The following is a 25,981-nucleotide window of genomic DNA, read 5'->3' as shown; positions in this document are numbered from 1 at the left end:
TGGCCCCGCCCCCGGCTCAGCGCCTGACCAGCCGCCGCGCCACGAAGTGGGACAGGGCCGTGGCCGCTCCGGCCATGGCCGTCCCGCTCACCGCCCCGCGCGCGTCCGTGGGCCTGAGGCGCCCCGCGCGCCGCAGCCTGCGGCGCGCCCACACCGCGTACGGGATGACGATCAGCGGTGAGGTGACCGAGCCGGGGGTGTAGCCGCGTACGGCTGCGGCCTGCGCCAGGTGCACCAGGCCGTGCAGCCCGAACCCGTCCACCGCACCCTGGAAGAAGGCCGACCGGCCTCCGGTGCGGTGCCCGCGCACCGAGGCGGCGGCCACGATCACCGCCATGGCGCCCACCGCGACCGTGAACTCCCGCTGATCGACGCCCTCCAGCGCCGTCCAGAGCCGTTCCGGCACCCCGGGACACCGTTTCCGCAGCTCCGGCAGGTGATCCCGGATCCACCGCGGCCCGAGGACCACCTCCTCCGCGTCGTGCAGCGCCCAGGCAGCGAGCAGTCCGAACGTGACAGCGGGGCTCAAATCCTGCGTGATCTCCGACATGACCGCCGAGTCTGCCACGGGCTCAATTCCCGCTCACACCCGGCCATTTACGAACGCACTTGACCTTGTCACGGTGTCAAGCAGTGCACTGAGGGACGTACCCGCCCATCCCCGCTTCCCTCACCGAGGACCCCATGCTCACCTACACCGGATCCGGCCCGTACTGCTACAGCAACTCCCTCGCGATGGTGCTCGGCCCCGCCGCCCCGTCGACCGCCGTCATCGAGACCCTCACCGGCTCCCCGTTCGGCTTCGAGCTCATCGGCGGCACCATGCCCCTGTTCGACCCGTACGGCTGGCACCCGGAGCTGGGCCTGCAAGCCGCCGTCTCGGCACTCGGCCTGAGCTGCGTCCGTGGTGCGGGCGGCACCGAGGACGAGGCCCTGGCCCGCCTGCGCGCCGCCTGCGCGGAAGGCCCTGTCCTGGCCGGCCCGCTGGAGATGGGCCTGCTCCTGTACCAGCACGGCTCCGGCACCGCGATCGGCGCCGACCACTACCTGGTCGTCCTGGCGGTCGAGAACGACACCGTCCTCCTCCACGATCCGCACGCCCACCCGTACGCCACCCTGCCCGCCCCCGCGTTCGCCGCCGCCTGGCGCGCGGAGACGGTGGCGTACACCGAAGACACGTACGTGATGCGCTCCGCCTTCACCCGAGAGCGAGCCGTGGACCCGGCGGACGCCCTGTGGCAGTCCCTGCCCGGCGCCGTACGGTGGCTGGCCGGCCGCGACGACCTGCCGGTCCCGCCGGGAACGCTGGGCGGAGCCGCCGCGGTCGAAGCACTGGCAGACCAGGTCGCCAAGGGCGCCCTGTCCTCCGAGACCCGCGCCCTGCTCGGAGACTTCGCCGTCCAGGTAGGCGCCCACCGCCTCAACGACGCAGCGGCATGCCTGGCCTCACTGGGCCTCAGCACCCCGGCCGCCCTCCTGGCCGAACAGTCCCGCGTCCTCGGCAGTTTGCAGTACCCCGTCGTCTCCGGTGACGACCAAGCGCTGGAAGCGGGGCTGCGGCAGCTCGCTCCCACGTACGAGCGACTCCGTACGGCCCTGGAGGAAGCCGTCACGCAGGGCGTACGCCGCTGAACAGCGCGATGCCCCGGCCCGCTCAGAGCCCCACGATCCCGTTCCACTCCTTGGCGAACGCCGGGCGTTCCTTGGACGTGATGTCGCGGGCGATGGCCAGTCGGTCGCGCATCGCGCCGTCCGGGAAGACCAGGGGGTCCTCGGCCAGCGTGGCGCGGTTCTCGTCCTTGGAGGAGGCGAGGATGTCCCGCGCGGCCGGGACCGGGCAGACGTAGTTGACCCAGGCGGCCAGTTCGGCGGCGATCTCCGGCCGGTAGTAGAAGTCGATCAGTTGTTCCGCGTTGTGTTTGTGCTCCGCGCGGCCGGGGATCATCAGGCTCTCCGCCCACAGTTCGGCCCCCTCCTGCGGCACCACGAACTCGATGTCCGGGTTGTCCTCCTTGAGCTGGATGACGTCGCCCGAGTACGCCTGCGCCGCGAGCACGTCCCCCGAGGCCAGGTCCTTGATGTAGTCGTTGCCGGTGAAGCGCCGGATGTGCTTCCTGTCCACGAGGCGGCGGATGCGTCCCGTCATCCGGTAGAAGTCGGTCTCCGTCCAGCGCGTGATGTCGACGCCGTCGCCCTGCATGAGCATCGCGAAGGACTCGTCCAGCCCGGACAGCAGCGTCACCCGGCCGCGCAGGTCGTCCTTCCACAGGTCGGCGGTGTGCCGGATCTCCCGGCCGAGCTTCTTGCGGTGGTACGCGATGCCGGTGATGCCCGACTGCCAGGGGACGCTGTGCTTGCGGCCGGGGTCGAAGTGCGGGGTGCGCAGCAGCGGGTCGAGGTGGCGCGCGACGTTGGGCTGCCGGGACCGGTCCATCTCCTGCACCCAGCCGAGGCGTACGAAGCGGCCGCACATCCAGTCGCTGACGACGATCAGGTCGCGGCCGGTCGGCTGGCGGTTCATCAGGGCTGGGCTGATCTTGCCGAAGAACTCGTCGTTGTCGTTGATCTCCTCGGTGTACGTCACCGAGATGCCGGTGTGCTGCTCGAACGCCTCCAGCGTCGGCCGCCGCTGCTGGTCGCGTTCGTCCACGTCGATGTAGAGCGGCCAGTTGGCGAAGGTCAGGCGCCGGTCACGGGCCGAGCGGTCGGGGACCGCGCGGTCGGCGGGGGCGACGTACGCGGCGGGCACTCCGCATCCGGCCGCCAGTGCGGCCAGCGCCCCGGCCGTCCCCGTACCGACCGTGCCCCGTAGCAGCGAACGCCGCGAAAGTTCAGCCATGGCGAGCACTCTCACGCGCGGTGGGCAGCGGCGGCAAGCGACAGAACGTCGCCTGCCGGGGCGCTGCCCACGACGGTGTGCCGAGCGGCGGGGCGGAGGGCGGGACGAGGCGGCGCGGGGCGGGCGAGCAGCCGGACGGGAGCCGGAGGCCCCTGGCCCGCCCGCGGTCGCGGACTCAGCCGTCCAGCGACGTCATCACGTGCTTGATGCGCGTGTAGTCCTCGAAGCCGTAGCCCGAGAGGTCCTTGCCGTAACCGGACTTCTTGAACCCGCCGTGCGGCATCTCGGCGACCAGCGGAATGTGCGTGTTGATCCACACGCAGCCGAAGTCCAGCTTCTTCGACATCCGCATGGCCCGGGCGTGGTCCTTGGTCCATACCGAGGACGCCAGCGCGTACTCCACCCCGTTCGCCCACTCGACGGCCTGGTCCTCGTCCCGGAAGGACTGGACGGTGATGACCGGGCCGAAGACCTCCTGCTGGACGATCTCGTCGTCCTGCTTCAGGCCGGAGACGACGGTCGGGGCGTAGAAGTAGCCCTTCTCGCCGACCTGGTGGCCGCCCGCCTCGATCTTGGCGTGCGCGGGCAGGCCGTCGATGAAGCGCTTGACCTGTGCCAGTTGGTTGGCGTTGTTCAGCGGCCCGTAGAACACGTCCTCGTCGTCCACCGCGCCGGTCTTGGTGTCGGCGGCGGCCTTGGCGAGCGCGGTCACGAACTCGTCGTGGACGGACTCGTGGACGAGCACCCGGGTCGCGGCCGTACAGTCCTGGCCCGCGTTGAAGTAGCCCGCCTCCGAGATGCCCTCGACCGCCTTGGCGATGTCGGTGTCCTCGAAGACCACGACCGGCGCCTTGCCGCCCAGCTCCAGGTGGACCCGCTTGAGGTCCTTGGACGCGGACTCGGCGACCTGCATACCGGCCCGTACGGAGCCGGTGATCGAGGCCATCGCCGGGGTCTGGTGCTCGACCATCAGACGGCCGGTGTCACGGTCGCCGCAGATGACGTTGAAGACGCCGCGGGGGTGGCCCAGCTCGTCCAGCACACCGCCGATGATCTCGGCGATCAGCACGGTGGAGGCGGGCGTGGTGTCGGAGGGCTTGAGGACGACGGTGTTGCCCGCGGCCAGCGCCGGGGCGAACTTCCACACCGCCATCATCATGGGGTAGTTCCACGGCGCGACCTGCGCGCAGACGCCGACCGGCTCACGGCGGACGATGGACGTCAGACCGTCCATGTACTCGCCGGCCGCGCGGCCCTCCAGCATCCGGGCGGCGCCCGCGAAGAACCGGATCTGGTCCACCATCGGAGGGATCTCCTCCGAGCGGACGAGCGCGACGGGCTTGCCGCAGTTCTCCGACTCGGCGGCGATCAGCTCCTCGGCCCGCTCCTCGAAGCGGTCGGCGATCTTCAGCAGGACCTTCTGGCGCTCGGCCGGCACCAGGTCGCGCCAGGCGGGGAACGCGGCCTCGGCGGCGGCCATCGCGGCGTCCACGTCCGCGGCGGCGGACAGCGGAGCGGTGGCGTACGCCTCGCCCGTGGACGGGTTGACCACCTCCGTGGTCCGCCCGTCGGCGGCGTCCCGGAACTCCCCGTCGATGTAGTTGCGCAGCCGACGCAGTTCGGTGGTCACGAGCGACCCCTCCTAGTCAGGTGTCCAGTGCTTGAGATGCCCACCCTAGCCAGGAAGTCAACGTTTTCGACATACCCGTAAAGGATGAACAACGAAATCAGTGGCACCGAGATCTGTAGACAACTGATTTCATCGAATCGGGGTTGCGGGACCGACGAGGCTCGTGCACAGTGAGGGATGTGGCCACTCGTGACAGAAACGGCACCCAGTCGATCGACTCCGTCTCCCTGGCGATCATCGAGCAGCTCCAGGAGGACGGCCGCCGTCCGTACGCCGCGATCGGCAAGGCCGTCGGCCTGTCCGAGGCGGCGGTGCGGCAACGCGTACAGAAATTGCTCGACCAAGGCGTGATGCAGATCGTCGCGGTCACCGACCCCCTCACGGTCGGCTTCCGACGGCAGGCGATGGTCGGGATCAACGTCGAAGGTGACCTCGACCCGGTGGCCGACGCCCTGACGGCCATGGAAGAGGTCGAGTACGTCGTCATGACCGCGGGCTCCTTCGATCTCCTCATCGAGATCGTCTGCGAGGACGACGACCACCTCCTGGAAATGATCAACAAGCGGATCCGCACGCTGCCCGGCGTCCGGACCACCGAGAGCTTCGTCTACCTCAAGCTCCGCAAGCAGACCTACACCTGGGGAACCAGATAGCCATGACCGCTGACCTCTCGAAGACGGCCTACGACCACCTGTGGATGCACTTCACCCGCATGTCGTCGTACGAGAACGCCCCCGTGCCGACGATCGTGCGCGGCGAGGGCACGAACATCTACGACGACAAGGGCAAGCGCTACATCGACGGGCTGGCCGGCCTCTTCGTCGTCCAGGCGGGGCACGGCCGCGCCGAACTCGCCGAGACCGCGCTCAAGCAGGCCCAGGAGCTGGCCTTCTTCCCCATCTGGTCGTACGCGCACCCCAAGGCCGTGGAGCTGGCCGAGCGGCTGGCGCACCACGCGCCGGGCGACCTGAACAAGGTCTTCTTCACCACCGGCGGCGGTGAGGCCGTCGAGACCGCGTGGAAGCTGGCCAAGCAGTACTTCAAGCTCACCGGCAAGCCCGCCAAGCACAAGGTCATATCGCGCGCGGTGGCCTACCACGGCACACCGCAGGGCGCCCTGTCCATCACCGGACTGCCGGGCCTCAAGGCCCCGTTCGAGCCGCTGGTCCCCGGCGCGCACAAGGTCCCGAACACCAACATCTACCGGGCGCCGCTCTTCGGGGACGACCCGGAGGCGTTCGGCCGCTGGGCCGCCGACCAGATCGAGCAGCAGATCCTCTTCGAGGGCCCGGACACCGTCGCCGCCGTCTTCCTGGAGCCGGTGCAGAACGCGGGCGGCTGCTTCCCGCCCCCGCCCGGCTACTTCCAGCGCGTCCGCGAGATCTGCGACCGGCACGACGTGCTGCTCGTCTCGGACGAGGTCATCTGCGCCTTCGGCCGCCTCGGCACGATGTTCGCCTGCGACAAGTTCGACTACGTGCCCGACATGATCACCTGCGCCAAGGGCATGACCTCGGGCTACTCCCCCATCGGCGCCTGCGTCATCTCCGACCGGCTGGCCGAGCCGTTCTACAAGGGCGACAACACCTTCCTGCACGGCTACACCTTCGGCGGCCACCCGGTCTCCGCCGCCGTAGCCTGCGCCAACCTCGACATCTTCGAGCGCGAGGGCCTCAACCAGCACGTGCTGGACAAGGAGGACGCCTTCTTCTCGACCCTGAAGAAGCTCCACGACCTGCCGATCGTCGGCGACGTCCGCGGCAACGGCTTCTTCTACGGCATCGAACTCGTCAAGGACAAGACCACCAAGGAATCGTTCAACGACGAGGAGACCGAGCGCGTCCTGTACGGCTTCCTCTCCAAGGCCCTCTTCGACAACGGCCTGTACTGCCGTGCCGACGACCGCGGTGACCCGGTCGTCCAGCTCGCCCCGCCGCTCATCGCCGACCAGCCGGTCTTCGACGAGATCGAGCAGATCCTGCGCGGCACGCTGACGGAGGCCTGGGCGAAGCTCTGAGAAGTACGGAACGGCGGCGCGGGCCCGGGGTCGCGGAGCGAGCGGCGAAGGGCCGCGGCCCCGCCCCGGGCCCGCGGTCCGGGGCGGGGCCGCGGGCTTGTCGCCTCCGCCTGCCCACCTGCCGGTACGGGCGAGCCCGCCCAGCGGGCTCACGCGCCCGCCCGTGATGCGCGTACGGCCATGGACCCACGGCCCCGCACGCCCTCCGGGCAGGCGCGGCGCACGGACGAGCGCGGGTCCCGGGCGCCCGCCCGCCTTCCCCCGCCCGCCCCGCACCTCCCGCGAGCCCCTGCCGCTCACCCTTCGCCCAAGTTCTTCATATAAGCGGCCATTTGAGTGAACCTGAGCCGTGGTGCGCGCCGAGCGCCGAATACCGAGGGTCGCCACTCCTTACCGTGCCAGTGACCGATACTCTCCATGGTCGTTCACCCGGTTGGGGGAACGATCGGACGCGACGAGCATGAGGTGCGCAGATGGTGGCCCCACCTGACAACGACGTTCTCTGGGCGCGCGGCCTGCACCACACGTACGCCGGCTCCCCCGCGCTCGCCGGGGTTTCCGTCGGTGTCCGCGAGGGCGAGATCCTCGCCGTCACCGGGCCGCGCGGCTGCGGCAAGTCGACTCTCCTGCGGTGCCTTTCCGGCCAACTTGTCCCGGACAGCGGCGAGATCTGGTTCAACAGTTCACCCGTGCACACGCTCTCGCCGCTCAGCCGTGAACGGCTGCGCCTGGACCGGTTCAGCTGGGTGGACACCGAACCGCACCTCGTCCCCGAGCTGACCGCCTGGGAGAACGCCGCCCTCCCCCTGCTGCTGCGCGGCGTCGGTCACCGCGCCGCCAAGCAGACCGCCGGCGAATGGCTGGACCGCCTGGACGTGGGCCTGTGCGCCCGTCAACGCCCCGGCCGCCTCGACCAGTCGCAGCGCCAGCGGATCGCCGTCGCCCGCGCCCTGGCCTGCGCGCCGCAGGTCCTGTTCGCCGACGAGCCCACCGCGCCGCTGCACCGCGCGGACGCCGCCCAGGTACTGCGCGCCATCACCACGGCGGCCCGCTCGCACGGCATCACGGTCGTCCTCGCCACCCACGAACCCGAGGCCGACACCCTCGCGGACCGCACCGTGGCCCTCCTCGACGGCCGTCGCGTCGGTCTCAAGGCCCCCGCCCCCGAGAAGGAAAGCAGGGCAGAGTGCTCGCTCTCCGTCTGACCCGCGGGGCCCACCCCCTCGTCCTGTTCCGCCGCCTGCTCGTGGCCGCCGCCTCCGCGGGCACCGGCTTCCTCCTCCTGGCCGTCCTCGGCCACGCCGCCGCCCACCCCGCGTCGGCCACGGACGCCTTCGTACGCCTTCTCTGGTGCGCCGTCCCGGTCGCGGCCACCACCCAGCTCGCCGTGTCCGCGGCCCGCACCGACCCCGCGTCCCGTCCTCAACGGGGCATGTCGGCCGCCGGGCTGGGGCCTGCCCGGCTGACCCTGATCGCCGCCACCTCCACCGCCGTCTCCTGTGTCCTGGGCAGCTTCCTCGCGCTGCTCGTCTTCCTGGCGCTCCGCGGCGACCTGGGCGGCGCGACCGCCACCGGTTCCGCCACCCAGCTCCTCGGCGCGGGCCATGCCCTGCCGCCCGCCGGCGCGCTGCTGCTGCTCGCCGTCGTCCCCCTGACGGCTGCTGGCGCGACCGCCGTCGTCCTGCGCCCCCGTAAGGACGTCCGCGGCGGCCGGCGCGGCGCCCGGGCGGCCACCGGAGCCGGCGAGCCCCTGACGGCCACGGCCACCGACAGCTCGCGTTCCGCCGTGCCCGCCGCGCTCCCGTGGGGAATCACGCTGACGGCGGCCGGCCTCGCCCTGGAGACCTACGTCAGCCGGGGCTCCGACGACGCCGGCGCTCTCCTCCCGCTGCCCGAGCGCCTCGTCGGGAGCCCGCCGGGAGTCCTGGCGGGCTGGGCGCTGTCCACCCTCGGCCTGGTCCTGGCGGGCCCCGGCCTGACGCAACTGTCCGGCCGGCTGCTGGCGGCCGGCCGCCCGGGCGCCGTCCGCCTCCTCGCGGGCCGCGTCCTCCAGGAGGAGTCCCGGCGCGTCGGCCGTCCGCTCGGCGTGCTCTGCGCGGTCGCCTCCGGTACGTATGCGGCGGTGAAGGTGTACGAAGCCGCCCCCGCCCGGCCTCTCGGCCCCCTCACCGGGCTGGGCGCGGCCCTCGTCCTGGCCTGCGTCACCGCGAGCGCCCTCACCGCGGCGCTGGAAGCCCGCTGGGCCCGTGAGCACACCACCGCCGCCCTCCGCCGCCTCGGGACGCCCCGCTCGCTCCTCCACCGCGCCGCCGCCCTCCGCGTCCTGGCCCTCCTTGTCGTCCTGGCCCCCTTGACCTGGGCCATCGCCGAACTCGCCGCCCTCCCCCTGCTCCCCTGACCCGGCGTCACGCCGCCCGCCACCCCGCCCTCGCCGCCGGGCCCCGGCGCCTCCCGCCTACGATGACGGGCGTGCAGCCGAACTCCGAGCCCCCCGCGTCCCCCGCACCCCATCGTCCCGTCGAGCGGCCGCGACACCCCGGCAGCGACCGCGAGATCGAGACGCTCGCCGCGTTCGACCGGGTGCTGGCCTCGGGCAGTCTGCGCGGCTACCGCGTCCAGTCCGTCGACCTGACCGGCCGCACCTCCGCCCTGCTCGGCACGCCGGTGTCCGACGCCGTCTTCCTCGGCTGCCGGATGGAACCGGAGGCCGCCGCGAGCGTGCGGGCGGCCGGCGCACTGGTCTTCCCGCCGATACCGGACCTGCCGTTCGACCCGTACCGCGGCGGCCTCTACTCGCCCGACGAACTCTTCGACGCCCTCGCCACGGAAGCCGGCTACCCGGCGACCCCCGACGCCCTGGCCTACGCCTGGTACCAGCGGACCATGTCGGACGGCGACATCCTCGCCTCGATGCTGCGCAGCATCCACGACGACGCCGTCTCGGACGCGCTGGACGAGCACGTCACCGGCGCCCGGGTCGTCGGCATCATGGGCGGGCACGCGCTGGAGCGCGGTTCCGACGCGTACGCAGGCGCGGCCCGGCTGGGGCGGCGGCTCGCCCGGGCCGGCCTGACGGTCGCCACGGGCGGCGGTCCGGGCGCGATGGAGGCCGCGAACCTCGGTGCCTACGCCGCGCCCTTCGACGACGCCATGCTGGACGAGAGCCTCGCGCTCCTCGCCAAGGTGCCGCGGTTCGTTCCCTCGGTGACGGACTGGGCGCGGGCCGCCTTCGAGGTACGCGGCCGCTGGCCGGGCGGCGGCGACTCGGTCGGCATCCCCACCTGGTTCTACGGGCACGAACCGCCGAACGCCTTCGCGTCCCGCATCGCCAAGTACTTCGTCAACGCGGTCCGTGAGGACGGCCTCCTGGCCCGTTGCAACGCCGGCGTGGTCTTCCTGCCCGGCGCGGCGGGCACCGTGCAGGAGATCTTCGACAACGCGACTCCGAACTACTACGGATCGCGGGGTGAGCCGACCCCGATGGTGCTCGTCGACCGTGTCCACTGGACCGAGAGGCTGCCCGCCTGGCCGCTGTTGCAGGCGCTCGCCGCGGAACGCGCCATGTCCGGCAGGATCGCTCTGGTCGACTCGGTGGAAGAGGCGCCGGAAGCGCTGGCCCGCCTCGGCGAAGTCCCCGGTTCCGGTCCCGCGGCATCTGCTCGACCGTCCGAGGCAACTCACGCCCCCGAAACCACGTCTCCCAGTCAGGTAATGCACAGGTAAAACCAGGCAGTGCGCGAAACGGAGTTCTCGGTGCTCATCGGTCTTCTGACAGCGGTAGCGGCCTCGGCCTGCTACGGCACGGGGTCGGTCCTGCAAGCGGTGGGGTCGCGCAAGTCCGCGCGCCGGGAGGCGGCCGCCGCGTCCACCACCGGCGTCACCGCACACGGCGGCCCCAGTCTCTCCTCCACCGCCAAGGCCGCCGTGACGTGGGAGTTCATGGTCGGTACGGTGCTGGACTTCGTGGGGTTCGGCCTCGGCGCGCTGGCCGCCCGGATGCTGCCGCTCTTCCTCTCGCAGACCGTCATCAGCGCCAACCTCGTGATCACCGCCGTCCTCAGCATCAAGCTGCTCGGCATCCGGCTGAACGGCCGCGAGTGGGTCTCCATCGGCGTGGTCTGCTCGGCGCTGGTCCTGCTGGCCACCGCGGCCGGGCCGGAGGGCGGCGGGGACGCCTCGACGACCACCCACTGGTGGCTGCTGATCGCCTCGGTGGCGCTGATGGGCGGCGGAACGCTGGCCGTCCGGCTGCTCGGCAGCCGCGCCGCGATCCTCGCCGGCCTGCTGTCCGGCCTGGGCTTCGGCGCGCTCGGGGTCGGCGTGCGCGTACTGAACGGCGTCGACCCGTTCCACCTGCCCACGCTCCTGGCCGACCCGGCGCTCTACGCCATTCTCGTCGCCGGTATCGGCGGTATGTACCTGCACACGGTGGCTCTCCAGATCGGTTCGGTCAACGGTGCCACGGCGGCGTTGGTGGTGGGCGAGACGGTGGTGCCGGGCATCCTCGGGGTGCTGTGGCTCGGTGACTCCTCCCGGCCGGGCTTCGCCTGGATGGCGGTGCTCGGTTTCGTCGTGGCGGTGGCCGGCGCCGTCGCGGTCGCCTGGTTCGGCGAGCCGGAGGACGGCGGCACGACCGGTACGGCGTCCGGGCCGGCGTCCGTACCGGCTCCCGCGGAGGAAGCGAAGGCGCCGGACGGGCCGTCGGCCGTGAGCGACGCCCGGACCACGGCGGGCAGCCGCACCAGCTCCCCGTAGTACGAACGCGGGCACGCGTCCCGGTGGTGGGCGTCCCTCAGCGGTTCAGGACCACGACGTCCTCGGCCGCGAAGGTGACGCCCACCGGCTCCCCGTCCTGTGGGGCGTCCCGCAGCGCGCAGGCCGCCTCCACCTGCGGCCCGGTGTCCGGCTGGAGGAGCAGCGCGACATGGGTACCGCGGAAGGTGCGGGCCGCTACCCTGCACGGCAGCCCGTCCGCGGCGGCCGTGATGCGCACCCCGGCCGGGCGCACCAGCAGGCGGCACGGGCCGTCCGGTGTGCCGTCCGGTACCGGGATCTTCCCCCAGGGGGTGTCGGCGGACCCGCCCCGTACGGTCGCCTCCACCACGTTGTCGAAGCCCAGGAAGCGGGCGACGAACTCGGTGGCGGGGCGCTGCCAGACCTCCAGCGGGGTACCGCTCTGCGCGATCCGCCCCTCCTGCATGACCACCACCCGATCGGCCAGCGCGAAGGCTTCGCCCTGGTCGTGCGTCACGGCCAGCACGGTCGTCCCCAGCTCGCCGAAGACTCTGCGCAGTTCGACGACCAGGCGCTCCCGCAGGCCGCGGTCGAGCTGGCCGAGCGGCTCGTCCAGCATCAGCAGCCGTGGCCGCGGTGCGAGTGCGCGGGCCAGCGCGACCCGCTGTTGTTCGCCGCCGGACAGCGCCGCCACCGCACGCCGCTGGGCGCCGGGCAGACCCACCAGGTCCAGGAGTTCGGCAACCGTACGCTCCTGTTCGGCACGTGACGCGCCTCGCATGCGCAGGCCGAAGGCCACGTTCCCGCCGACGTCGCGCTGCGGGAAGAGCTGGTGGTCCTGGAACATCAGCCCGAGGCCGCGGCGGTGGGTGGGCACGCCCGACTGGTCCCGTCCTTCCAGGAAGACGCGCCCCGCTTCGGCGGCCTGCAGTCCCGCCACGACCCGCAGAAGCGTGGACTTGCCGCTGCCGCTGGGCCCCAGCACGCACACGGTCTCCTGCGCGGCGACGCTCAGGTCGACCGCGTCCAGCGCCGGCGGCTGCCCGGTGCGGAAGCGGACGGTGACGTCGTCCAGCCGCAGCAGTGCCCCGTCCGCCGTGTCGGCGCGTCCCGTATCGGCGTGTCCCGCCATCTAAAACTCTCCGGCCTGGTCGGTGCGGATGCGCTCCAGCGCCAGCAGCGCGCCCGCGCACACCACCATCAAGATCGTGGACAGTGCCATGGCCTGTCCGTAGTTGAGTTCTCCAGCGCGTCCCAGCAGCCGTGCGACGGCCACCGGCAGCGTCGGGTTGTCCGGTCGCGCGATGAAGACCGTCGCGCCGAACTCGCCCAGCGAGACGGCGAAGGCGAAGCCCGCGGCGACCAGCAGGGCCCGCCGCACCAGCGGCAGGTCGACCTCGCGCCACACCCGCCAGGGCGAGGCTCCCAGCACCGCGGCCGCTTCCCGCAGCCGCTCGTCCACCGCGCGCAGCACGGGCAGCATGGTCCGTACGACGAAGGGCACCCCGACCAGCGCCTGCGCCAGTGGCACCAGCCACCACGACGAGCGCAGGTCGAGCGGCGGCTCGTCGAGAGTGATCAGAAAGCCGAAACCGACGGTCACGGCCGAAACCCCGAGGGGCAGCATCAGCAACGCGTCGAACCCCCGCACCAGCCTGCCGCCCCGCTTCGTCAGCGCGGCCGCGGCCAGTCCGCCCACCACCAGGGCGATCAGCGTGGCGGCCGCCCCGTAGGCGAGCGAGTTCCACAAGGCGTTCAAGGGGGCGACGGCAAAGGTGCTGTCCATGGAGGCGGCGGATTGCAGCGCCCGGTAGTACGTGAACCCGTAGCCGTCCGGCCCCGCGAAGGACCGCTCGATCAGCACCGCCAGCGGCACCACCAGCAGCAGCACGATCACGACGAGCGTCCCCCACAGCAGCGCCCACTGGCCCGCGCCGCGCGGCCGCCGCACCGTCTGCGCCGGGTCGACGAGCGTGAGGGCGGCCTCCCGCCGCCGTACGGTCCAGGCGTGCAGGGCCAGCAGTGCCAGCACGGCGGCGAACTGCAGCAGGGTGAGGACGGCGGCCGTGGGGAGGTCCAGGAAGTCGGCGGTCTGCCGGTAGATCTCCACCTCCAGAGTGGAGAACGTCGGCCCTCCCAGGATCTGCACCACACCGAAGGAGGTGAAGGTGAAGAGGAAGACCATCAGGGCGGCAGCAGCGACGGCCGGCCCCAGGGCGGGCAGCGTCACCCGCCGCCAGGCGCCCCAACGGGACGCCCCGAGCACCCGGGCCGCCTCCTCCTGCCGCGGGTCGAGCTGCCCCCAGAGGCCGGAGACGGTCCGTACGACCACGGCGTAGTTGAAGAAGACGTGCGCCAGCAGGATCGCCCACACCGACGTGTCCAGCCGTACGCCCCACAGGTCGTCCAGCACCCCGCCACGCCCGACCAGGGCCAGGAACGCCGACCCCACCACCACCGTGGGCAGGACGAACGGCACCGCGACCACGGACCGCAGCAGCCTCTTTCCGGGGAATTCGAAGCGCGCGAAGACATACGCGCCGGGGAGCGCGATCAGCAGCGTGAGCCCGGTCGAGGCCGCCGCCTGCCAGACGGTGAACCACAGGACGCGCAGGACGTCCGGGTCGGAGAGCACCTCCCCGGCCCGGCCCGGCTGCCACTGCCCGCCGTCCTTCAGCCCGCGCCCGACGATCGCGACGACCGGGTAGGCGAAGAACAGCGCGAAGAAGGCGAGCGGCAGCGCCATCAGGGCGAGCCGGCCGGCCGTTGCCCGTCCGCGGCGCGCCCGCCTCGCGCGGCCGGTTACTTCAGAACGAGCGAGGACCACTGCTTGATCCACTGTTCGCGGTTCTTGGTGATCGTCTCCGGAGCCACCGTCCCCGGCTTGTCGATCTTCTCGCCGTACTTGGTGAACAGCTCCGGCACCTTCGCGTCCTGACGCGCCGGGTTGACGAACATCTGGAGCGGCATGTCCTCCTGGAACCGCTTGCTCAGCAGGAAGTCCAGCAGCGCCTTGCCGCCCTTCTCGTTCTTGGCGTCCTTGAGCAGGCCCGCGAACTCGATCTGCCGGAAGCAGGTGCCGACCGCGACGCCCGTGGGCGCCTCCTTCGGCTCCGGCTTCTTGCCCAGCACCTCCACCGGAGGGCTCGACGCGTACGACACCACCAGGGGCTTGTCCCCCTTGCCCTTACCGGCCGCCGAACCCGAGAACCGCTCGTTGTACGCCTGCTCCCAGCCGTCCACGACCTCGACGCCGTTGGCCTTGAGCTTCTTCCAGTAGTCCTGCCAGCCGGACTCGCCGTACTCGGCGATGGTGCCGAGCTGGAAGGCGAGCCCCGGCGACGACGTGGCGGAGTTCTCGGTGACCAGCAGCCCCTTGTACTCGGGCTTGAGCAGGTCGTCGAAGGTCTTCGGCGGCGCGATCTTGTGCGCGGCGAAGTAGGCCCGGTCGTAGTTGACGCAGGTGTCGCCGTAGTCCACCGGCGTCACCCGGTGCTCCGCCTTGTCGAGCTGGAGCTCGGCGGGCACGCTCTCCAGCCCCTTGGCCTGGTACGGAGTGAAGATCCCTGCCTTCAGCCCGCGCGACAGCAGCGTGTTGTCGATACCGAAGAAGACGTCACCCTGCGGGTTGCCCTTCGACAGGATCGCCTGGTTGACGGCCTTGCCCGCGTCCCCGCCCTTGAGCACGTCGACCTTGTAACCGGTCTGCTCGGTGAACTCCGCCAGCACGGATTTCGAGACATTGAAGGAGTCGTGGCTGACGAGCGTGACGGTCTTCGGATCCTTGCCGCCGCTGCCTCCCGAGCCGCACGCGGCGAGCGCCGTCATGCCGGCCGCGACGGCCAGCGCCGTGACGGTGATCCTTCTGTTGGTGCTCACTGAATTCCTCCTGGCTGGCCAGGAAGAGACGCGGCCCCGCCCGGCGCTTCGCGAAGAAGGCCGGACGGGGCGCAACAGCATGAGTGACGACCGAACTTCCTACCCGGAATGACCCGGGCGAGGTTCAAGGGTCTGCGGCACCTCGGTGTCCGTGACGCTCGGTCCGTGACACTGCCGCACTCTCAGCGCTGTGGCGCTCCCCTGTCGGAATGTGCATTTGTTCGATCACACCGTACCAGCGGGCGGTCAGCGCTCCGCGGCGGCGAGCTGCCCGCAGGCGCCGTCGATCTCCTGTCCGCGCGTGTCGCGGACGGTCACCGGCACACCGTGCGCGGCGACGGCCTCGACGAACGCCTTCTCGTCCTCGGGACGGGACGCGGTCCACTTCGACCCGGGCGTCGGGTTCAGCGGAATCAGGTTCACATGGACCCGCTTGCCCTTGAGCAGACGCCCCAGCAGGTCACCGCGCCAAGCCTGGTCGTTGATGTCCCGGATCAGCGCGTACTCGATCGAGATCCGCCGTCCGGACTTCTCCGCGTACTCCCACGCGGCGTCCAGCACCTCCCGCACCTTCCAGCGCGTGTTGACCGGTACGAGCGTGTCGCGCAGCTCGTCGTCCGGCGCGTGCAGCGACACCGCGAGCCGGCACTTCAGGCCCTCGTCCGCGAACCGCAGCATCGCCGGGACCAGACCGACCGTGGACACCGTGATGCCACGCTGGGACAGCCCCACCCCGTCGGGCTCGGGGTCGGTCAGCCGCCGGATCGCCCCCACGACCCGCTTGTAGTTCGCCAGCGGCTCGCCCATGCCCATGAAGACGATGTTGGACAACCGGGCCGGCCCACCCGGCACCTCACCGTCACGCAGCGCCCGCATGCCGTCGACGATCTGATGAACGATCTCGGCGGTGGAGAGGTTCCGGTCCAGCCCGGCCTGCCCCGTCGCGCAGAACGGACAGTTCATGCCGCACCCGGCCTGCGACGAGATGCACATCGTCACCCGGTCCGGGTAGCGCATCAGCACGGACTCCACGAGGGTCCCGTCATGCAGCTTCCACAGCGTCTTGCGGGTGGTGTCGTCGTCACAGGAGATGTGCCGCACCACACTCATCAGCTCGGGCACCAGCTCCGACGCCAGCTTCTCCCGCGCCGCGGCCGGGATGTCGGTCCACTCCGCCGGGTCGTGCGCGTACCGCGCGAAGTAGTGCTGCGACAGCTGCTTGGCACGGAACGGCTTCTCACCGACCGCGGCCACGGCTTCGCGCCGCTCGGCGGGGGTGAGATCGGCAAGGTGCCGCGGGGGCTTCTTGGCTCCGCGCGGCGCGACGAAAGTGAGTTCTCCGGGCTTAGGCATGGTTCTTCCAGTGTCGCAGACGTACGAAGTGACGATCGCCGACGCGATCCGGGGCCGTTCCCGACGTGCGTAGGGCCCGCCACGCGAGGTGGCGGGCCCTACGGCCGCGTACGGAAAACCGCTGGTCAGCCCGAGCCGACAAAGATCACGTACAGCAGCCAGACGATCGGCGCGGTCGGCAGGAGGGAGTCCAGGCGGTCCATGATCCCGCCGTGACCGGGCAGCAGGGTGCCCATGTCCTTGATGCCGAGGTCCCGCTTGATCATGGATTCGCCGAGGTCACCGAGGGTCGCGCTGGCCGCGACGGCGATGCCCAGGAGCAGACCCTGCCACCAGGCGCCGTCGGTGATGAGCAGCTCCATGGACAGCGCGCCCGCGACCATGGCGAACAGCACCGCGCCCAGCAGGCCCTCGCGGGTCTTGCCCGGGCTGATGCGCGGGGCGAGCTTGTGCTTGCCGAAGCGCCAGCCCACCGCGTACGCGCCCGTGTCGCTGACGACGGTCAGCAGCAGGAACGTCAGGACCCGCTGCGGTCCGTCGTCGGCGGCGAGCATCATCGCCACGAACGTCGCCAGGAACGGCACGTAGAACGCCGCGAAGACGCCTGCCGTGACGTCCCTGAGGTAGTTCTCGGGCGCCTCCGTCATGCGCCACACGAGCGCGGCGAGCGCGGTGAGCGCCATCGCCACCCAGGCGCCCTCCGCGCCGCGTACGTAGCCGGCGACCACCATCGCCGTACCGCCGAGCGCGAGCGGCACCAGGGGGACCTTGACGTCCTTGCGCTCCGCCAGCCGCGAGGTCAGCTCCCACAGGCCCACGACCACCGCGATGACTATCACGCCCACGAACAGGGGCTTGTAGACGAAGAGCGAGAAGAGGATGACCGCGCCGAGGCCGACGCCGACCCCTATGGCGGCCCGGAGGTTGCGTCCCGCGCTCTTCTTCTGCGGCTTGGGGGGTTGCTGTGAGCTGTCGGGCCCCGGCAAAGAGGTGGGCATGGGCTCCTGCGGCTGTTCGTCGCGGAACAGGGGGCCGCTCGGCCGAGCGGCCCCCAGGTCGTCCCGGTGGTCCCGGTCGTCGTCCAGAGGATTCCGGTCGTCGTCCTGGTGTCCGCCTGTGTCGGGCACGATGGGCATGGGGCGAGTCTGCGCCGCCGCGCTCCAGTCGTGCGCGGGACCCGCCGTACCGACGGGTCCCTGCTCGGGTGGTCCCCATTGACCGGCTCGGCCGACGCCAGGCGGGGCCCCCCAGGATGACTCGTTCATCAGACCTCGAGGAGCTCGGATTCCTTGTGCTTGAGGAGCTCGTCCACCTGCGCGACGTACTTCGCGGTGGTGTCGTCGAGCTCCTTCTCCGCCCGGCGCACCTCGTCCTCGCCGGACTCCTTGTCCTTGACGAGCTTGTCGAGGTTTTCCTTGGCCTTGCGCCGGATGCTGCGGATCGAGATCTTCGAGTCCTCGGCCTTGTTCTTCGCGACCTTGATGAACTCCCGGCGGCGCTCCTCGGTGAGCTCCGGGAAGTTCACGCGAATGATGTTGCCGTCGTTGCTCGGGTTGACGCCCAGGTCGGAGTCGCGGATCGCCTGCTCGATGTTGCGCAGCGCGCTCTTGTCGAACGGGGTCACCACGGCCATCCGCGGTTCGGGAACCGAGAACGACGCCAGCTGGTTGATCGGCGTCATGGCGCCGTAGTAGTCCGCCACGATCTTGTTGAACATCGCCGGGTGCGCACGCCCGGTGCGAATCGCGGCGAAGTCCTCCTTGGCGACCACGACGGCCTTCTCCATCTTCTCCTCGGCCTCGAGGAGGATCTCTTCGATCACCACTTGCTCCTGGTCTTTTCGGTAAGAAGCAGAGCCTCGCCCCTGCCGCGCGTCTTCTCCTGCACGGTGTCCGACCGGCAGGCCGTTGTCCATCCCCGTGCCGAGGTCAGCCACGACCCGGGGTTGCCGCCCGTACGGAGCCCTGCCCGTACGGCACTACGGCAGTTGGGGCCGTCAGGCCCGGGTGCCCTGATCGCTGACGAGCGTGCCGATCTTCTCACCCTTCACCGCGCGCGCGATGTTGCCCTCGGCGAGCAGCTCGAAGACGAGGATCGGAAGCTTGTTGTCACGGCAGAGCGTGATGGCGGTGGCGTCGGCGACCTTGAGGTCGCGGGTGATGACCTCGCCGTACTCCAGGGCGTCGAACTTCACCGCGTCCGGGAACTTCTTGGGGTCGGCGTCGTAGACCCCGTCCACCCCGTTCTTGCCCATCAGCATGGCCTCGGCGCCGACCTCCAGGGCGCGCTGCGCCGCGGTGGTGTCGGTGGAGAAGTACGGCATGCCCATGCCCGCTCCGAAGATGACCACGCGGCCCTTCTCCATGTGGCGGACGGCGCGCAGCGGAATGTACGGCTCCGCGACCTGTCCCATGGTGATGGCGGTCTGTACCCGGCAGTCGATGCCCTCCTTCTCCAGGAAGTCCTGGAGGGCCAGGCAGTTCATGACCGTACCGAGCATGCCCATGTAGTCGGAGCGGGCGCGGTCCATGCCGCGCTGCTGCAGTTCGGCGCCGCGGAAGAAGTTGCCACCGCCGATCACGATGGCGATCTCGTAGCCGTCGCGGACCACGGCTGCGATCTCGCGGGCGATGGCGTGCACGACATCGGGGTCGACACCCAGTCCGCCGCCGCCGGCGAACGCTTCGCCCGACAGCTTCAGAAGGAAGCGTCCCTTCCCGTCACTGTCGGCTTTGTGGGCTGTGTCCGCGCCGTCGGCACCCTGATTCATCACGCTCTCCTCGTGCACATACGAAGAAGGCCATTGCCGGGGGTCTGGTGCAGATCCCTGTACGGCAATGGCCTCCTCGTCACATCTGCGGCCGGCCGGTATGCGGCCGACTGCGTACGACCCTAGCGGGGCCGCAGGTCATTCGCTGGCCTTGGCGGCAAGGCCCACGGCTTGGCTCAGGCGCCGACGCGGATGCGCGCGAAGCGCTTCAGCGAGACACCGGCCTCGTTCAGGACCTTCTCGACGGACTTCTTGTTGTCCTTCGCGAAGGGCTGCGCGAGCAGCGTGTTCTCCTTGAAGAAGCCGTTGACGCGACCCTCGACGATCTTCGGGAGGGCGGCCTCGGGCTTGCCCTCCTCGCGCGAGGTGGCCTCGGCGACGCGACGCTCGTTCTCGACGACGTCGGCCGGAACGTCCTCACGGGTGAGGTACTTCGGCGCGAACGCGGCGATGTGCTGCGCGACGTCCTTGGCGGTCTCGGCGTTCTCCTTGTCCAGCTCGACCAGGACGCCGACCTGCGGCGGGAGGTCGGGCATGGTGCGGTGCATGTAGGCGGCCACGTAGCCGCCGGAGAACTGCGCGAAGCGGTCCAGGACGATCTTCTCGCCGAGCGTGGCGTTGGCCTCGTCGACGTACGCCTGGACGGTCTTACCGGCCTCGATCTCGGAGGCGAGCAGCGCCTGGAGGTCGGCCGGGGAGGTGGCGGCGACGTGCGCGGCGAGCGCGTTGGCGACGGCCAGGAACTTCTCGCCCTTGGCGACGAAGTCCGTCTCGCACTTCAGCTCCAGCAGGACGCCGGAGGTCTTGTCCTCGGAGATGAGGGAGACGACGGCGCCGTTCTCGGCCGAACGGCTCTCGCGCTTGGCGACGCCCTTCTGGCCCTTGACGCGGAGGATCTCCACGGCCTTGTCGACGCTGCCCTCGGCCTCGTCCAGGGCCTTCTTGCAGTCCATCATGCCGGCGCCGGTCAGCTCACGGAGCTTCTTGACGTCCGCGGCGGTGTAGTTCGCCATGGTCTGTGAATCTCTTCTCGAAATCTCGACAGTCGAAAGATCTACGGGTGGACGGCGGGGGCGGCGCTCGTGGCGCCCTCCCCCGCCGTCGTCAACCGGTGGTGCGGCGTCAGGCCTGCTCGGCGTCCGCGGCCGGCTTCTCGGCCTCGGCGGCGGGGGCCTCGGCAGCCGGAGCCTCGGCAGCGGGGGCCTCGGCGGGCTTGTCCTCGGCCTTGGCCTCGTCGGCCTTGGCGTCGTCGGCCTTCTTCTCGCCCTCGAGCAGGTCGCGCTCCCACTCGGCGAGCGGCTCGCCGGCCTTCTCGCCCGGCTTCTGGTCGCCGGTGGCGACGCCGGAGCGGGCGATGAGGCCCTCGGCGACGGCGTCGGCGATCACGCGGGTGAGCAGGGTGACGGAGCGGATCGCGTCGTCGTTGCCCGGGATCTTGTAGTCGACCTCGTCCGGGTCGCAGTTCGTGTCGAGGATCGCCACGACCGGGATGTTGAGCTTGCGCGCCTCGCCGACGGCGATGTGCTCCTTCTTGGTGTCCACGATCCAGACGGCGCTGGGCACCTTCTGCATCTCGCGGATACCGCCGAGGGTCTTCTCCAGCTTGGCCTTCTCGCGGGAGAGGACCAGCAGCTCCTTCTTGGTGAGGCCGGAGGCGGCCACATCCTCGAAGTCGATCTGCTCGAGCTCCTTCAGACGCTGCAGGCGCTTGTAGACGGTCGAGAAGTTGGTCAGCATGCCGCCGAGCCAGCGCTGGTTCACGTAGGGCATGCCCACGCGGGTCGCCTGCTCGGCAATGGCCTCCTGGGCCTGCTTCTTGGTGCCGACGAACATCACCGAGCCGCCGTGGGCGACGGTCTCCTTGACGAACTCGTAGGCGCGGTCGATGTACGACAGCGACTGGAGCAGGTCGATGATGTAGATGCCGTTGCGCTCCGTGAAGATGAAGCGCTTCATCTTCGGGTTCCAACGGCGGGTCTGGTGCCCGAAGTGGACGCCGCTCTCCAGCAGCTCCCGCATCGTGACGACGGCCATGGCCGTACTCCTCGTGTTACTCGGTTCCACTGCGGCCGGGCGGCCGCGGTGCCTGACGCCCCGGCGCGCTCTGCCGGGGAAGGAACCTTGCGGGGCCTTCCGAGGACCGAGGGGCGCGTCCACCGTGCTGCCCGAATGGGAAATGTGCGCTGGTGGCGGGGCGTGCGAAGTCGACCCGGTGACCCGGATCGCCACAAGAAGTGTACGGGACCGCCGAAGGGACGGGCGACACACTCCTTTCGGCCAGGGGGTGGGGGGCGGGGAGGGGGTGCGGTCGGGGGTGGGGTGGGAGGGTCGGGGTACGGGCCCACCAGGCTGTTCAAGCTTTACGACTGCACGGCTTCCGGCTTCCCGGCTTCCCGGCCTTCCGGAGCTTCCGGTGTGACGCGTGACGCGTGCCCCGCGCCCCCTGCCTGCTGCCTGCTGCCTGCTGCCTGCTGCCTGCTGCCTGCTGCCTGCTGCCTGCTGCCTGGAGCATTGGCGCCTTGGGGAGCGTTCCGAGACGGGAGGGAGCGCTCCGGGCAGATCCCGGGGTATCGCACGGGTGACGTGGTTGCACACAACCCGTCGGTAGTCCACCGATCCAGCTCAAGATCCCCAAGCCGCAGCCGATCGGGGCACCGTCGTGACATGCGACAACGAACTGTTATCGAGACCGTACGCACCGCAGTCACCCGACAGCCGGCGCGCGACGTGCACGCCGCGCCCACTACCGCCACACGCCGCCCACGGGTATCGCCCGGGGCTGGCCACTCACCAGTCCCCCTCGCCTCCGGATCCAGGCGGGCGGCGTACGCCCGGCGCACCGCTCCCCCAGCCGTCCGCCTCCTGGCCCTGTGCGCAGCGGGCACCACATCTGCCGTGCTGGCGGCCGTAGCCGCCGCCCCGACTGGAGCCTCCCCCACGGCTGGAGCCTCCTCCACGGCTGGATTGGCCTTCGCCGGTGCCGTTCAGCCCGGTTCCGAGGAACTCGCAAGGTCATCGGAACGCCGTCCGGCACCCGCCCACCCGATCGATCCTGACCGAAGCCGCCCCGCACCGCCGGCTACCGGCGAGCGAGCTTGGCCCGTCACTGGAGCGGCCGGCGCGCGGCCCACCATCGCACGCGGCTGGGAGCCCCCACCCGCCCCCTGGGCGCCCGGCCATCGGGGGGTGGATCTCCTCGCGGCCGAGGACGCGACGGTACGGGCAGCCGCCCCCGGACGCGTTCTCTTCGCCGGCAAGGTGGCAGGCCGAGGCGTCCTGTCGATCGAAGTCTCGGGGTCCGGTCACCCGCCCCTACGCACCACCTACGAACCGGTCCACCCGACCGTCCGCAAGGGTGACCACGTCACCGCCGGTCAGGCAGTGGCCAAGCTCGGCCCAGGCCCGTTCCACTGCTCCACCCCTTGCCTGCACTGGGGCCTGCTGCGCGACAAGACCTACCTGGACCCGCTGTCCCTGCTCCCCGCGGCAATGCTGAACCCCGGCCCTTCGCGGCTCCTCCCGGTCATCGGCGTGCCCGAGCCGAGCAGCGAACCAGGACGTCGCGATCCGCCGCGCTCACGTCAATCTCAGCGTTCGAGATCCCCGACGCAGGCGGCACACGCAAATGGAACCCGCCAACGGCCCTTACTCGTGCCTACGTGCCCGATCCTGCAACAGCGCCGATCTCCGTCCCCCACACCCCACACCACCCACTACCTCGTGCAGGGAGGATCGACCGACCGATCAGCCTCTTACCCCACCCAGGACCATGGCGACCGCGGCCTCCGTGATCTGCGTCGGCTCTTCCGCAGCCCCGAGCTCGATGCGGCGGACAGCGGCGTCGACGATCCCCTGAAGCAGCATGGCGGCGAGACGTGGTTGCTCGTGACCGAGGCCGGCCAGCGCCTCCACGATCATCGCGATCAGTCCCCCGTGCGCGGCACGGATCTTCTCCCGCGCGCCGGCGTCCAGCTCACCGGCCGAGATCGCGACGACGGCTCGGTGACGGCGGTCGCCGACCAGCGCGAGCTGTTGCCGCACATACGCCTCGATCTTGGCCTCGGGTGTCTCGACCCGCTCCATCGCCGCCTCGACCTCAGCCGCCCATACGGGGAAGTCGACAGCGCAGAGCTCTTCGACGACAGCCGCGCGGGAACGGAAGTACTCGTAGACGGAGGAGCGCGCGAGGCCCGTTCGCTCAGCGAGGGCGGGGAAGGTCAACGCCTCGGTCCCGCCTTCGGACAGCAGGGTGCGGGCGGCGTCCAGAAGGGCGCCACGCTGCATCGTCCGGTGCTCGGCCACAGAGGCCGCTCGAATCCTGGGCACGTCACCACTCTACGGATGGCACCGCGGACATGGCACTCCGCATCACGATGTGTCCATGCCGACACCCGGGAGAAGGACACCGAGAAGGGCGACGAGAGGGGGCCACGGCGGGCCGACGACGCGGCGAGACACCGGGAGAAGGCAGGTCGGGAAGGGAAGAGGACCAGAGGCAGAAATCCAGCTAGGGAAGGAAACGAGCAAGGGCAGCCGCCATAGGACGACCTCGTAGGCGCGCACACGATGCCGAGCAGGCAGGCAAACACGGAAGCGAGCGCCGACGTGACGTCCGGGAGGGACGGGGCCACAGAGCGCTCGGCATGGGTACTGATGCGCAGACGGGTATCGGTCCCGGTGATCGCGGAGCGACCGCGGGTGCGTGCGTCGGAGGTCAGACAGCCGCCAGGACTGGCTGTCCGCTGCGGGCTCTCGGCAGCGGGGCAGAGTACGCCGATCGACCGCAGGGCGAGTGCCCGGAACTACCCCCGACCGATCCCGAGCCAATCCGGATCAGGTCAAGTCCGACAACCAGACACGGGCACCGCAACCAGGCCCGGGACCGCAGCCGGGGAGTGCGGACGATCAGACGCAGGCATCGCAGCCAGGTCCAGGTTCGGCAGTCACGCCCGGGTTCGGCGGTCAGACGCGGACGCCGCGGGCAGGCGCGGGGCTGCGGGTCAGGCGCGGGAGCTGCGGAATAGGCGCGGAGCGCTGCGGTTCCTGAGGAGGCGGCCCTGGGGGCGGCGTGAGCTTGAGTGCGGCCTATAACAGCGAGCTCCAATGCGGCCCTCCAGGCACGAACGCCGCCGGGAAGCCGGCTGCGCTCGAACCGCCGCGGGGTACGGCCAGGGCGGAAGAGGAGAGCGGCGGAGGTGGGGTGGGTGGGCGGGGGGTGGGGGGAGGCGAAGCGAGAAGCGAGCGCCGAACTCGGAATGACCGTCAGGGGCTCGGAGCCGCGAAAGCGCAGGCCAAGAGCCAGGCGAAGGCCACAGTGCAGAGCCGGGCGAAGGAAGGACGTCGGCGCAGTGACTTCGCCGCCTCGCCCCCCGCGCGCAGGAACCGATGGACCTCCGCCATCGTGAACACCGGCAACAGTCCTCGGCCCCCGGGCGCGCAGGAACCTCCGCCTCCAGCAAAGCATCAGCTGCTTCTCGTCCCCAGCCGGCACCGGCCCGCTTCTCTCCAGCTTCCGACGACAAGAGCCTCCACCCCGGCTACGACACGACAGCACGCGCCCCACTGAACGGAGGCCCACGGCTCCCACCCCCTGCCCCGGCTCACCGCCCCACGTCAGCCAGTTTGGCGCGGAGCTGGAGTACGGACTTGGTGTGGATCTGGCTGACCCTGCTCTCGGTGACCCCGAGGACATTGCCGATCTCGGCGAGCGTGAGACCCTCGTAGTAGTAAAGCGTCACGACGGTCTTCTCCCGCTCAGGAAGCGTGTTGATGGCCCTGGCGAGCAGTCGCCGCAGCTCGCGGTCCTCGGCCACCTCGACCGGATTGTCGGCAGCCGTGTCCTCCAGGGTGTCCATCAGGCTCAACCGGTCACCGCCCTCGCCACCGACGTGCAGCAGCTCCTCCAGGGCGACGACATTGGCCAGGGACAGTTGGCTGAAGACCCCGTGGAGTTCCTCCAAGGCGATGCCCATTTCCGAGGCCACCTCCGCTTCGGACGGGGTACGCCGCAGCTGGGCCTCCAGTGTGGCGTAGGCCCGCTCGACCGCCCTGGCTTTCTGCCGCACCGACCGCGGGATCCAGTCCAGTGCCCGCAGTTCGTCGATCATCGCGCCCCGGATGCGGGTGATGGCGTACGTCTCGAACTTGATCGACCGCTCGGGATCGAACTTCTCGATGGCATCGATGAGCCCGAAGACTCCGGAGGAGACGAAGTCGGCCTGCTCGACGTTGGGCGGTAGGCCGACACTGACCCGGCCGGCGACGTACTTCACCAGGGGCGAGTAGTGCAGGATCAGCTGCTCACGCAGCCGCCCGTCGCCTGAGATCTTGTAGGCGCGCCACAGCTCCTCCAGCGAGGTGGGCGCGGCGGGGCGCACGCTACCGCGTGCGGCGGGGGGCGCGGCCGCGCGGTCGGACCCGGAGGTGTGCTGGGGCATTCGTTGCCTTGAGCCGTTCTGCCGAAACACTGGGGAACACGTGCGTGAGGTTCAATTACTCGTGAGCGTAGCGTGACTGCAGTGTCGCGATGCGCGATGAAGGGTGGTCCGGGAGTGCGCAGATACGTTCCGCTGCCCGCACCCCCGGGTTACACGAGGCGACGCCGATTCCACTCGCAGGGGGATGGAAGCGTCGTTACGGGCGCCCGGCGCACGCTCCTCCGCACGCGGCTTCACCACAGACCGCCACGGCGACGACCGATGCGCCTCGCCACCGTCCAGCGTCGACAAGGCTCCACGTACAGAAACGCATCCAAACCGG

21 protein-coding genes and 1 pseudogene are annotated in these 25,981 nt (G+C 70.7%); 8 read left to right on the top strand and 14 right to left on the bottom strand.

From position 1 onward, the window contains the following. Positions 1–16: 16 nt before the first annotated feature. Positions 17–550, bottom strand: a complete 534-nt coding sequence (locus ACZ4QV_RS03770; RefSeq protein ID WP_361145555.1) for an HXXEE domain-containing protein — start codon at positions 548–550, stop codon at positions 17–19. A 134-nt stretch (positions 551–684) separates the two neighbouring features. Here ACZ4QV_RS03770 and ACZ4QV_RS03765 point away from each other — a divergent pair, with 134 nt between their 5' ends. Further along, on the top strand, positions 685–1,632 hold the full coding sequence (locus ACZ4QV_RS03765; protein ID WP_361145558.1) for a hypothetical protein: 948 nt from the start codon (positions 685–687) through the stop codon (positions 1,630–1,632). 22 nt (positions 1,633–1,654) lie between these two features. On the opposite strand, the gene ACZ4QV_RS03760 is transcribed toward ACZ4QV_RS03765, so the two are convergent. Together ACZ4QV_RS03760 and ACZ4QV_RS03755 are read right to left on the bottom strand one after the other, a co-directional pair. Beyond that, on the bottom strand, positions 1,655–2,839 hold the full coding sequence (locus ACZ4QV_RS03760; protein WP_361145560.1) for a polyamine ABC transporter substrate-binding protein: 1,185 nt from the start codon (positions 2,837–2,839) through the stop codon (positions 1,655–1,657). Positions 2,840–3,014: 175 nt separating this feature from the next. Further along, on the bottom strand, positions 3,015–4,469 hold the full coding sequence (locus tag ACZ4QV_RS03755; RefSeq protein ID WP_361145563.1) for a gamma-aminobutyraldehyde dehydrogenase: 1,455 nt from the start codon (positions 4,467–4,469) through the stop codon (positions 3,015–3,017). A gap of 179 nt (positions 4,470–4,648) precedes the next feature. Here ACZ4QV_RS03755 and ACZ4QV_RS03750 point away from each other — a divergent pair, with 179 nt between their 5' ends. The 6 genes from ACZ4QV_RS03750 (at position 4,649) to ACZ4QV_RS03725 (ending at position 11,241) form a co-directional block, all read left to right on the top strand. Continuing rightward, positions 4,649–5,122 (top strand): Lrp/AsnC family transcriptional regulator, encoded by a 474-nt coding sequence (locus ACZ4QV_RS03750; RefSeq protein WP_003980199.1) that lies wholly within the window; start codon positions 4,649–4,651, stop codon positions 5,120–5,122. Between the two features lie 2 nt (positions 5,123–5,124). After that, on the top strand, positions 5,125–6,486 hold the full coding sequence (locus tag ACZ4QV_RS03745; protein WP_361145567.1) for an aspartate aminotransferase family protein: 1,362 nt from the start codon (positions 5,125–5,127) through the stop codon (positions 6,484–6,486). Positions 6,487–6,959: 473 nt separating this feature from the next. After that, a complete protein-coding gene (locus ACZ4QV_RS03740; RefSeq protein ID WP_361145570.1) occupies positions 6,960–7,691 on the top strand; it encodes an ABC transporter ATP-binding protein in 732 nt (243 codons plus the stop codon). Continuing rightward, positions 7,673–8,884 carry a hypothetical protein gene (locus ACZ4QV_RS03735; RefSeq protein WP_361145573.1) on the top strand — a complete coding sequence of 404 codons (1,212 nt, stop codon included), beginning with the start codon at positions 7,673–7,675 and terminating at the stop codon, positions 8,882–8,884. Before ACZ4QV_RS03740 ends, ACZ4QV_RS03735 begins: the two co-directional genes overlap by 19 nt. 71 nt (positions 8,885–8,955) lie before the next feature. Beyond that, positions 8,956–10,209 (top strand): LOG family protein, encoded by a 1,254-nt coding sequence (locus tag ACZ4QV_RS03730; RefSeq protein WP_467762529.1) that lies wholly within the window; start codon positions 8,956–8,958, stop codon positions 10,207–10,209. 30 nt (positions 10,210–10,239) lie between these two features. After that, entirely contained in the window at positions 10,240–11,241 is a 1,002-nt protein-coding gene (locus ACZ4QV_RS03725) for a DMT family protein (protein ID WP_361584036.1), read from the top strand. Positions 11,242–11,278: 37 nt separating this feature from the next. Here ACZ4QV_RS03725 and ACZ4QV_RS03720 read toward each other — a convergent pair whose 3' ends face one another. The 9 genes from ACZ4QV_RS03720 to rpsB all read right to left on the bottom strand — a co-directional run bounded on the left by ACZ4QV_RS03720 (position 11,279) and on the right by rpsB (position 21,256). After that, positions 11,279–12,352 carry an ABC transporter ATP-binding protein gene (locus ACZ4QV_RS03720; protein WP_467762528.1) on the bottom strand — a complete coding sequence of 358 codons (1,074 nt, stop codon included), beginning with the start codon at positions 12,350–12,352 and terminating at the stop codon, positions 11,279–11,281. After that, positions 12,353–13,966, bottom strand: a complete 1,614-nt coding sequence (locus tag ACZ4QV_RS03715; RefSeq protein ID WP_467762527.1) for an ABC transporter permease — start codon at positions 13,964–13,966, stop codon at positions 12,353–12,355. A gap of 56 nt (positions 13,967–14,022) precedes the next feature. Further along, positions 14,023–15,099, bottom strand: a complete 1,077-nt coding sequence (locus ACZ4QV_RS03710; RefSeq protein ID WP_361615803.1) for a thiamine ABC transporter substrate-binding protein — start codon at positions 15,097–15,099, stop codon at positions 14,023–14,025. A 246-nt stretch (positions 15,100–15,345) separates the two neighbouring features. Continuing rightward, a complete protein-coding gene (rlmN, locus tag ACZ4QV_RS03705; RefSeq protein ID WP_361145584.1) occupies positions 15,346–16,452 on the bottom strand; it encodes a dual-specificity RNA methyltransferase RlmN in 1,107 nt (368 codons plus the stop codon). Between the two features lie 125 nt (positions 16,453–16,577). Beyond that, on the bottom strand, positions 16,578–17,717 hold the full coding sequence (locus ACZ4QV_RS03700; protein WP_361634516.1) for a phosphatidate cytidylyltransferase: 1,140 nt from the start codon (positions 17,715–17,717) through the stop codon (positions 16,578–16,580). Next, on the bottom strand, positions 17,717–18,274 hold the full coding sequence (frr, locus tag ACZ4QV_RS03695) for a ribosome recycling factor (RefSeq protein WP_030674083.1): 558 nt from the start codon (positions 18,272–18,274) through the stop codon (positions 17,717–17,719). Before frr ends, ACZ4QV_RS03700 begins: the two co-directional genes overlap by 1 nt. Before the next feature lie 174 nt (positions 18,275–18,448). Then, complete coding sequence (pyrH, locus tag ACZ4QV_RS03690) at positions 18,449–19,222, bottom strand: UMP kinase (protein ID WP_030017377.1); 774 nt, start codon at positions 19,220–19,222, stop codon at positions 18,449–18,451. A 176-nt stretch (positions 19,223–19,398) separates the two neighbouring features. Further along, positions 19,399–20,235, bottom strand: a complete 837-nt coding sequence (gene tsf / locus ACZ4QV_RS03685) for a translation elongation factor Ts (RefSeq protein WP_030017378.1) — start codon at positions 20,233–20,235, stop codon at positions 19,399–19,401. Between the two features lie 109 nt (positions 20,236–20,344). Further along, a complete protein-coding gene (gene rpsB / locus ACZ4QV_RS03680) occupies positions 20,345–21,256 on the bottom strand; it encodes a 30S ribosomal protein S2 (protein ID WP_361145675.1) in 912 nt (303 codons plus the stop codon). 135 nt (positions 21,257–21,391) lie between these two features. Between rpsB and ACZ4QV_RS03675 the strand changes: the two are divergent. After that, positions 21,392–22,678 (top strand): annotated as a pseudogene (locus ACZ4QV_RS03675) (peptidoglycan DD-metalloendopeptidase family protein); the annotation flags it as partial. A gap of 288 nt (positions 22,679–22,966) precedes the next feature. On the opposite strand, the gene ACZ4QV_RS03670 reads toward ACZ4QV_RS03675, so the two are convergent. Together ACZ4QV_RS03670 and whiG are read right to left on the bottom strand one after the other, a co-directional pair. Beyond that, positions 22,967–23,506 (bottom strand): TetR/AcrR family transcriptional regulator, encoded by a 540-nt coding sequence (locus tag ACZ4QV_RS03670; protein WP_361147302.1) that lies wholly within the window; start codon positions 23,504–23,506, stop codon positions 22,967–22,969. Positions 23,507–24,822: 1,316 nt separating this feature from the next. Continuing rightward, on the bottom strand, positions 24,823–25,659 hold the full coding sequence (gene whiG, locus ACZ4QV_RS03665; RefSeq protein ID WP_031007327.1) for an RNA polymerase sigma factor WhiG: 837 nt from the start codon (positions 25,657–25,659) through the stop codon (positions 24,823–24,825). Positions 25,660–25,981: the final 322 nt, after the last annotated feature.

Source organism: Streptomyces sp. NPDC026394 (assembly GCF_055567735.1).
Note: the sequence above shows the minus strand (reverse complement) of the source record. Positions and strands in the feature narration are given on the sequence as shown.

What these genes read in the sequence shown, in the direction of transcription:
- ACZ4QV_RS03770 (WP_361145555.1), bottom strand. Translation starts at nt 550, where the DNA reads ATGTCGGAGATCACGCAGGATTTGAGCCCCGCTGTCACGTTCGGACTG.
- ACZ4QV_RS03765 (WP_361145558.1), top strand. Translation starts at nt 685, where the DNA reads ATGCTCACCTACACCGGATCCGGCCCGTACTGCTACAGCAACTCCCTC.
- ACZ4QV_RS03760 (WP_361145560.1), bottom strand. Translation starts at nt 2,839, where the DNA reads ATGGCTGAACTTTCGCGGCGTTCGCTGCTACGGGGCACGGTCGGTACG.
- ACZ4QV_RS03745 (WP_361145567.1), top strand. Translation starts at nt 5,125, where the DNA reads ATGACCGCTGACCTCTCGAAGACGGCCTACGACCACCTGTGGATGCAC.
- ACZ4QV_RS03740 (WP_361145570.1), top strand. Translation starts at nt 6,960, where the DNA reads ATGGTGGCCCCACCTGACAACGACGTTCTCTGGGCGCGCGGCCTGCAC.
- ACZ4QV_RS03720 (WP_467762528.1), bottom strand. Translation starts at nt 12,352, where the DNA reads ATGGCGGGACACGCCGATACGGGACGCGCCGACACGGCGGACGGGGCA.
- ACZ4QV_RS03715 (WP_467762527.1), bottom strand. Translation starts at nt 13,966, where the DNA reads ATGGCGCTGCCGCTCGCCTTCTTCGCGCTGTTCTTCGCCTACCCGGTC.
- rlmN (WP_361145584.1), bottom strand. Translation starts at nt 16,452, where the DNA reads ATGCCTAAGCCCGGAGAACTCACTTTCGTCGCGCCGCGCGGAGCCAAG.
- ACZ4QV_RS03700 (WP_361634516.1), bottom strand. Translation starts at nt 17,717, where the DNA reads ATGAACGAGTCATCCTGGGGGGCCCCGCCTGGCGTCGGCCGAGCCGGT.
- pyrH (WP_030017377.1), bottom strand. Translation starts at nt 19,222, where the DNA reads ATGAATCAGGGTGCCGACGGCGCGGACACAGCCCACAAAGCCGACAGT.
- tsf (WP_030017378.1), bottom strand. Translation starts at nt 20,235, where the DNA reads ATGGCGAACTACACCGCCGCGGACGTCAAGAAGCTCCGTGAGCTGACC.
- rpsB (WP_361145675.1), bottom strand. Translation starts at nt 21,256, where the DNA reads ATGGCCGTCGTCACGATGCGGGAGCTGCTGGAGAGCGGCGTCCACTTC.
- ACZ4QV_RS03670 (WP_361147302.1), bottom strand. Translation starts at nt 23,506, where the DNA reads ATGCAGCGTGGCGCCCTTCTGGACGCCGCCCGCACCCTGCTGTCCGAA.
- whiG (WP_031007327.1), bottom strand. Translation starts at nt 25,659, where the DNA reads ATGCCCCAGCACACCTCCGGGTCCGACCGCGCGGCCGCGCCCCCCGCC.